8 protein-coding genes and 1 rRNA gene are annotated in these 7,721 nt (G+C 59.2%); all 9 read right to left on the reverse strand.

Features of this window, described 5'->3' with window-relative positions; translation table 11 throughout:
• Nucleotides 1-2: 2 nt before the first annotated feature.
• Nucleotides 3-494: a Na+/H+ antiporter subunit E gene (locus YWU_RS0111330; protein WP_027020568.1), complete on the reverse strand. Its 492-nt coding sequence runs from the start codon at nt 492-494 to the stop codon at nt 3-5.
• Nucleotides 491-2,251: a complex I subunit 5 family protein gene (locus tag YWU_RS0111335; protein ID WP_034647763.1), complete on the reverse strand. Its 1,761-nt coding sequence runs from the start codon at nt 2,249-2,251 to the stop codon at nt 491-493. Before YWU_RS0111335 ends, YWU_RS0111330 begins: the two co-directional genes overlap by 4 nt.
• The gene (locus tag YWU_RS0111340; RefSeq protein ID WP_034647765.1) at nt 2,251-3,786 is read right to left on the reverse strand and encodes a complex I subunit 5 family protein; all 1,536 of its coding nucleotides are present in this window, start codon (nt 3,784-3,786) and stop codon (nt 2,251-2,253) included. The genes YWU_RS0111335 and YWU_RS0111340 overlap by 1 nt, the downstream gene beginning before the upstream one ends.
• Entirely contained in the window at nt 3,777-5,408 is a 1,632-nt protein-coding gene (locus YWU_RS0111345; protein ID WP_027020571.1) for a complex I subunit 5 family protein, read from the reverse strand. The genes YWU_RS0111340 and YWU_RS0111345 overlap by 10 nt, the downstream gene beginning before the upstream one ends.
• The gene (locus YWU_RS16530; RefSeq protein ID WP_205618331.1) at nt 5,405-5,749 is read right to left on the reverse strand and encodes an NADH-ubiquinone oxidoreductase chain 4L; all 345 of its coding nucleotides are present in this window, start codon (nt 5,747-5,749) and stop codon (nt 5,405-5,407) included. The genes YWU_RS0111345 and YWU_RS16530 overlap by 4 nt, the downstream gene beginning before the upstream one ends.
• Entirely contained in the window at nt 5,742-6,716 is a 975-nt protein-coding gene (locus YWU_RS16535; RefSeq protein ID WP_051260297.1) for an MnhB domain-containing protein, read from the reverse strand. The genes YWU_RS16530 and YWU_RS16535 overlap by 8 nt, the downstream gene beginning before the upstream one ends.
• Nucleotides 6,716-6,997 (reverse strand): cation:proton antiporter, encoded by a 282-nt coding sequence (locus YWU_RS0111360; RefSeq protein WP_027020572.1) that lies wholly within the window; start codon nt 6,995-6,997, stop codon nt 6,716-6,718. Before YWU_RS0111360 ends, YWU_RS16535 begins: the two co-directional genes overlap by 1 nt.
• Nucleotides 6,997-7,296 carry a hypothetical protein gene (locus YWU_RS0111365; protein ID WP_027020573.1) on the reverse strand — a complete coding sequence of 100 codons (300 nt, stop codon included), beginning with the start codon at nt 7,294-7,296 and terminating at the stop codon, nt 6,997-6,999. The genes YWU_RS0111360 and YWU_RS0111365 overlap by 1 nt, the downstream gene beginning before the upstream one ends.
• A gap of 158 nt (nt 7,297-7,454) precedes the next feature.
• A 5S ribosomal RNA gene (rrf, locus tag YWU_RS0111370) occupies nt 7,455-7,571 on the reverse strand.
• Nucleotides 7,572-7,721 lie beyond the last annotated feature (150 nt).

Below are 7,721 nucleotides of genomic sequence, written 5' to 3' on the forward strand. Positions count from 1 at the left end.
CATTATTCCACCGGGGTATCTACCCGGGCCGCAGCGGCTACCCGACGTTGCAGCGACATCCACTGTTCCACCGGATCCAGGTCCTCAGACAAGGTGTGGAGCTCCACGCTTCGGCGATCCTGCGCGACGTGCTGCACCATCGTGCCGGGCATCAGATTCATCAGCAGCAATGCGAGTTCGGCGGCTGGACCTGGCGGAAGAACCAGGTCGGCGTTCAGGACGGCGGGATCGATGTCTGGGGTTCGGGCAACCGCGCGCTTTGCGACGTCAACCCCTCCCACTACCGCCTGCCCCATGAACCACCCAGCCAGCGTTAGTGAGCGCATCGGGGACGGCGCATGCCCCGACGGTGGCGACAATTTCAGACTGACCGCCAAGGTCAGGAGTACAGACGCCACTCCGTAAAGCGCGTAGTCCAGGCTCCACCCAGACAGTGCTCCCCAGAGGACGACTAAGAGCAGTCCACGGACAACGATTGCACCGAGGTACCTCATCGGAGCCACCCTCCACTCACGATCATCACTGTCAGTATCAAACCCATCACCAGCAGCACTGCCACGCCGGAGACCTGCCAGCCTCGCCAGCGCAGTTCGCCGCCTTCGATGACGGCGTTTGTCGACTCTCCAGCCCGGCGCGCCATCGCGATCAGGCGTTCGCCGATTGAGTGAGTTCTCTCGTGGGTGGTATTGAGAAGATTTCCTCCTCGAGGCACCATAGCCTCAACGGCATGCTCGGCCGCTGTGCCCACGTCCCCTGCAGGTGGAGCCGGTACGCGAGCCTTTATCAAGATCGCACCGAGTATGAGGCCGGCTGCGGCAGGCCAGATCATGGGCCAGATCGTCGGGAGACCCAGCGAAGGCCAACTCTCACCGAGCCAGTTACGGCCAATCCACCAGGGCAGAGTCGCACCGGCGAGCGCGGTGATCAGCACGGCAAGCAGCTGCCCGTCTGGGGCGAGGTCCCGGTCGCTCTCGTCTGTCCACAGGATGTACCCGAGGCGCAGCAGCAATGCCGCCGAGCCGACCGCGACAATTGTCAGCCAGGTGTCCATCCCAATGCCAACGAGAGTGAACTCATCAACCGCATATTTCGAGCTGTATTTAGCGAATGATCCGGAAGTAAATGGCAGCCCAACCACCGCTAGCGCAGCACCAAGCGTCGCCAGGCATGTGGCAGTCAAGGACACACCGGCGCGCATTTTCTGCAGGACCGGCACCGCGAGGAAGAGCGTTCCCTTCGCCAGGCCGTGGTGCACTGCGTAGAGCAGCGCCGCTGCGGTGACAGCGGGAGCAAGATCTGGACGAATCAGACTCACACCGACGGTCGCGGTGATGAATCCCATTTGAGAGACCGTCGAGTACGCCAGCACGACCTTGGGGTCGTTATGAAGGACACCCACCAATGCCCCTCCGAAAGCACCGAGTAGACCGAGGGCCACGAGGATCCAGCCTGCGACACTGATCTGATCCACTGTCTCCACTGGCGGGAAAAACCGCAGCCACCCGACCAGTCCGGCCTTGACCATTGCACCGGAGAGCACCGCTGACGCTGCCGGAGGCGCTGCCGGGTGTGCCAACGGTAGCCACACGTGCAGCGGCACCAAGCCGGCTTTAATACCGAAGCCGATGAGGAGGGCGACCATCGTGATGGTGGCGACATCCGAATCCGCCCAAGCCCCCTCTACCTCGTCGATCAAGTGCGCGCCAGAGGCCACCAACGTCAGGAATCCGACTAGTAGTGCAGTCTCACTGAGCACAGACATCACCAGGTAGAACACCGTCGCCCGGCGGGCCTTGGCGGTGCGGTAGTGGATGATCAGGCCGACCGCAGAGAAACTCATGATCGCGAACCAGAGGTAGAAGCTTGCGACGTCCGCCGCCAAATACACCCCGATATTGCCCAGGTAGCTGGCAAGCAGGAAGCCCACGAGCACCGCATTGCGGTTTTCCCGGTCAGGGCTGCGGCGCCAGGACAGTGCGATGAGAGCTGCCCCATAAAGGATTGCCGCAATCAACAGCAGCGGCCGAGCTACGCCGTCGACCTGAAGTCTGGACCCAAACAGCATCCACGGAAGATCCAGTGCCACTCCATCCCCGACCAGAGCGAGGAACACAGCGGGCACCACTGCGGCAGGCGAGAGCGCACAGACAACATTTCGGACGGGCTTTCCAACTCGCCGAGGCCCAAAACCCGACGCAACCAATACCGCGCAGAACAGTGCCGGAGACAACAAAGACAGTGCGATAAGCATTATCCGAAGACTCCTTCCGCGATCTGGCGGGCGATATCCAACGGCATGTACTGCAGTGACGCCGCGATTCCCACAATGAGAATTGAGGCCGCTGTAATGACAGTCGGGATCAAAAGGGCTGGTGGCTCTTTGTGGCGGGTGGTGAGGTGGGCGTCGGGAAGCGGGCTTTTCTGCTCGTCCCCAAACCACAGTGCGTACACCACGGGAAGGAAGTACAGCGCGTTGAGGATCGACGACGTCACCAGGACCCACAACACCCACGAATGATCCGACTCCAGCGCGCCCGCGCCGAGCATCCATTTCGAGATGAACCCAGCAGTCGGTGGCAGCCCGATCATGCCGAACGCACCGATAGTGAACGCTGCCGACGTTCCCGGCAATCGTTTCCCAAGTCCGTTCAGGTGCTCAATCTTCGTGGCTCCGGCTGTCTCTGCAAACAGGCCCGCACAGAAGAACAGCGTGATCTTCATTAGCCCCTGGTGGACCAGGTGAACGATGCCGCCGGTCGCGGCCACCACCGTGCCCAGTGAGATGCCAACGATCACGTAGCTCACTTGCGAGACCGTAGAAAAGGCCAATCTCTTCTTCAGGTCGCGCTGCCGCAGCGCCTGGTAGGAGCCATAAATGATGGTGAAGCAAGCGATCGCCAGCAACGGGGTAAGAACTCCAAGCTGCTTTGCGACGTCTATGCCGTACACATCGTCTACCACTCGCACGATGCCGAATGCACCAGCCTTCACCACCGCGACCGCGTGAAGAAGTGCAGACACCGGAGCCGGAGCGACCATCGCCTTCGGCAGCCAGCTATGCAGCGGGAAGATCGCTGCCTTCACGCCGAGCCCAATGATGAGCAAGGCGAAAATCATCGTTGCGATGGCAGGGCTCTCCTGCGCCAACTCCGCGACCCCATCAGCACCGCCGGGCGCAAAGTCGGCAGATCCGGCGTACATCGTCAACCAAATGACACCGAGGAGAAGAGCCAGTCCACCGACGAGCGTGTAGCGCAAGTAGATGCGGGCCGCGCGCAGCGACGAGGGCTTGCCCCAATGCGCGACGAGCGGATACGTCACCAGCGTCAGAAGCTCATAGAAGACGAGGAACGTAATCAGGTTGCCAGAGAAGGAGATGCCGATCGTCGCCGTCACACACAGGCTAAAGAAGCCGAAGAATCGCGAACGGTTCTGGCCCTTCTCCAAGTAGCCAATGGCGTAGATGGTGGTGAGGAGCCACAACATCGCAGAGAGCGTCGCGAAGAATAGGCTGAGCTCATCGACCCGCAACACTAAGTCGATGCCAGGCAAAAACGGCATGGTGAATTCTGGGTGCTCACTGTCGCTGATCACGATGGGGAACAACAACAGCACCAGCAGCAGCTTCAACACCGCAGCACCGATGTTTACGGTGGTGCGGGTCTTCACCTGGTTCTCCCGCAGCGGGAAGATAATGATCGCGGCTAGGAGCGACAGCCCGACCAGTACCGGTGGGATCCAGGCGTAGTAGTTCTCCGGGAGGGCGAACAGATAACTCAGGTCCATGGCGCCCCCACATCAAGAAGTGCGCCGAGAAACGCACCGAAGAACCCAGTCAAGATCGTGGCGGTTCCGAGGAAGAACGGCAGGAACTGCGCAGCGACCGGAATGCGTTCGATGACCTTCTCTGGCGCTTCCAACCTGGTGTCATCATCGTCCACCGCGACCAATAAAGGTGTGATCGCTCGAAGCAAGTACGCCGCAGACAACAGTGTCGCCACGACAATCACGACGAGTAACCAGTAGTGACTGGAGGCGATCGCCGCTGTACCGAGCAGCCACTTCCCCGCGAAACTCAACGAGATCGGCATTCCTGCCAGACCCACGGCAGACATGCCCATCGCCATCACGAGCATCGGATGCGTGCGGTAGACGCCTCGAAGTTCATCCAACTCGTCGGTGCCGTAGACGTCCTTGAGATAACCAGCCACCAGGAACATCGCCGACTTCGCGAACCCATGCCCAACGGCAAGTGCCACGGTCCCCGCCACTGCTGTCGAGACAATCATGTCGGAGCCATGTCCGGTGACAGCGAACTGATCCAAATTCGGGGTGTCCGGGTCCAGGATGATCGGGAACATCAGGAACCAATAACCAGCCTGCGCGACGGTCGAATATGCCACCAGAGGCTTCAGGCGAGTCTGCCGCAAAGCCATCACTGATCCGACGAGAATCGCCGCAGTTCCAAGTACCGCGAGTGTCCCGCCTGCCCACCCAAAGGTGGTCTGCAGAGCAGGATCGGCGTAGTAATCATCACCGGCAACAGTTGGCAATAACGCAGGACCGGCCACCCACAGGACAATCCTTAGCATCACGAAAAAGGACGCCTTGATCACCAAGGCGCTCAGCAGTGGAGAGACCGCGGCCGGTGCACCCGCATGCGCCGGAATGAGCCATCCGTGCATTGGCACCAGCGCGATCTTCATTGCCAGACCGACGATCATCAGCAGCACAGCCAGCACGACCGTTCCATGGCTGTCCTCATTAGCCGCGATGGACTCGGAGACCTGGGTGAAATCCAGCGTCCCGGTCACGGACACAATCAGTCCCACTCCGATGAGGAACAACATCGAGCCGAGCACCGCAACGAACAAATATCGAACAGCCGCACGCCAGGCATCACGACCGCCGAGTGCCACCATTCCCACGGCCGTCATCCCGACGACCTCAAGTCCGACATACGTATTGAACAAGTCCCCGGCGAGGAACACTGCGTTCAGACCTCCCCAGCAGCCCAACCACAGTGGCCAGAATCCAGGGTTGCCCGCCACCCACCGAACCGTTCCGCTCGATGAAGCCCGCACCAGACGTTTGCCGGTCGAACTGGGATCAAGTGGTGCAAACAGTGTCACCGCGAAACCGACAATCGACGCCACCAGGAGGAACAACACTGAGAGCCCGTCCGCCTTGAGCATGATGCCCAGCGGCGGCGCGTACCCACCGAAGTTCATCTCCACGACGTCCCCATGGAAGACAGACCACGCAGGAATCGCGCTGAGGACAACGACCGCGCCACCGGTCACGGTAGCCAGAATCTGACGCCCCCGGATCGGCAACAAAGCGCTGACCGCGGCTGCGAGGACAGGCAGAAGTACCAGTGCTCCAAGAGAGGTTTGTGCGAGTGTCACAGCACGCCCACCGCCTCGTCACCGTCTTCTAGGTCAGGGCCATGGTCCATCGGAGCGAAGGTCTCGATGCGCCGAATCAGGACCGCTGCGATCCCGGTGAACGCCACAGTGATCACCAATCCCGTAATCACCAAGGCGGTTAAGACGTCATCCGCCGGATCCGATCGACTTGCCAGGGAGATGAGGATCAACAGGGTTCCTGCGCCCAACACGTTCATCGACACCACTCGTGCCACTCGATCTGCTGCCAACAGCATCCGGATCCCACCAGCAACCACCATGAGCACTCCGACGAGCAAGTACCACTGGTACAGCTCTACCCCAGAGAAAAGATCACTCATCTGCGCTCTCCCCCGCTATCGAGCGGCCTGGCGATTCCAGCCCCAGGTAAAGCACATACAGGCCCGCTGTGATCCCAAGCGTTAAGAAGATCTCCACGACGAGGATCACGGGGAATGCAATGGTCTCCGGGTAGGTGAGCCAATTCTCCCCGATCGCCGGACCGAGAATTGCTGCGAGAACGAAGACGATGACACCCACGACCAATGCCGTCGGAAGCCAGCGAGTCAGCGCATCCATCCGAGTACCCGAGACTCTCATTAAAATCAGCGCGGACGCCAGTACGGCACCTGACTGGAAGGCCCCGCCGGAGTCAGAACTGCCGGCAAAAAGAATCCATAGGCCGAACAAGATCAACACTGGAGCCAACAGTCGGTTGAGGAAGCCGAGGATGTCCGAGGCAGGTGGGCGTTGGAAGTCCGTGTAGCGAACCGAATTGTCACGTCCAAGGCTGAACACGGTCAGCGCCGCGAGCATCAGGACAGCAGATTCCAGAAGAGTGTCGTACCCGCGAAACGCCAGCAAAACGCCGGTGACACCGTGTTCGACACCAATGCCCTCTAACTGTGGTGATACGTCCCAGTGGGGCAAGTATTGATCGGCGCGCACAACGGTCGACGTTGCGACCGCTACAAGCAGCATCCCGACGACTAATCCCACAACCGACATCACCCACCTCGCCCACGCCGAGAACACCTGCCCCTCGGACTTCAGCGACTTCGGGGAAACCGGCGCCCGGACAACGAGCCACACAAGCAGGACCGAAAGAATGCCAGTCCCCAGTGCTGCCTCTGCAAGTGCGACATCCACTGCGCCCAGCCGGAACCAGACGAGCGTGACAAATACGCCCATCACCAAGAATCCAGCGACTTGGGAACGCCGACCAGGGAAAAATAATGCGACCGCGGCCGACACCAACACAGTCAGTGACAGGAATACGTCGACAATTCCCACAGCATCAGTGGCCATCAGGAATCACCGTCCTTTGCCGCATGGGCAAGGAGTTGCGCTGACACTGACGCTGCACCTAGCGCCATCAGCCATGCAATAAACAAAATGATGAAGGTCGAGACACTACGGGCATATAGGGCGACACCGAACAGCACCATACCTAGACCAAGATTATCTGCCTTAGTCAATGCATGTAATTGACTGCGGACATCAGGAAATCTAATCAGACCGATTGTTCCAGCAGAAAAGAAAAGAATGCCGATAAGTACGAATCCGACGGAAAGAATATTGATGATCATCAGTCATCACCTGACGCGAATTGAATCGGTCGATCCAGGCGTCGTCGATAGGCCACGACGGCAATTACTGCACTAAATACAGCGAGACCTGTAAATAAAGCGACAATATCCGCATATCGGCTCATCGGAGGGTCGGTGAGTTGCCCCAGCACCGCGACCATAGCTGCGCCCGCCGTGCCGGATAACAGCAGCAATAATATCCAACTGCGTTTTCTAGCGGCAATAACGACGAGCGCGACCAACAGGTTTAGAGCCAGGACACCAAATGCGATGGCGAAGAACGCCTCGATAGTGAACACCCCACATCAGATTGTCGTTGCCATAAATGCTACCTGAAGGGATAACGATCATGTTTTGCGGAGTGCCCAATTATGGTACCAAACACAGGAAGAGGCCTCCACCGTTTCCCCTAATGGGGATCTGGTGAAGGCCTCTAATCCATATATTCAAGTTTTAGTGCCGGCGGCGACCTACTCTCCCACACCCTCCCGAGTGCAGTACCATCGGCGCAGGCAGACTTAGCTTCCGGGTTCGAAAAGGGACCGGGCGTGACCCCACCGCAAAAACCACCGACACAACCAACAGAACAACCAACAACCACCCAAACACACACCCACACAGGATGCAACGCTCAGCAGCCGGTATTGTCCCAGACACTAAACAGTGGACGCGAACACCAAAGTATTCGTTACGTTAAAGCAACATGAAAATGTTGTATTTCATC

Origin of the sequence: Corynebacterium sputi DSM 45148, from assembly GCF_000427865.1 — a bacterium.
Taxonomy (GTDB): Bacteria; Actinomycetota; Actinomycetes; order Mycobacteriales; family Mycobacteriaceae; genus Corynebacterium; species Corynebacterium sputi.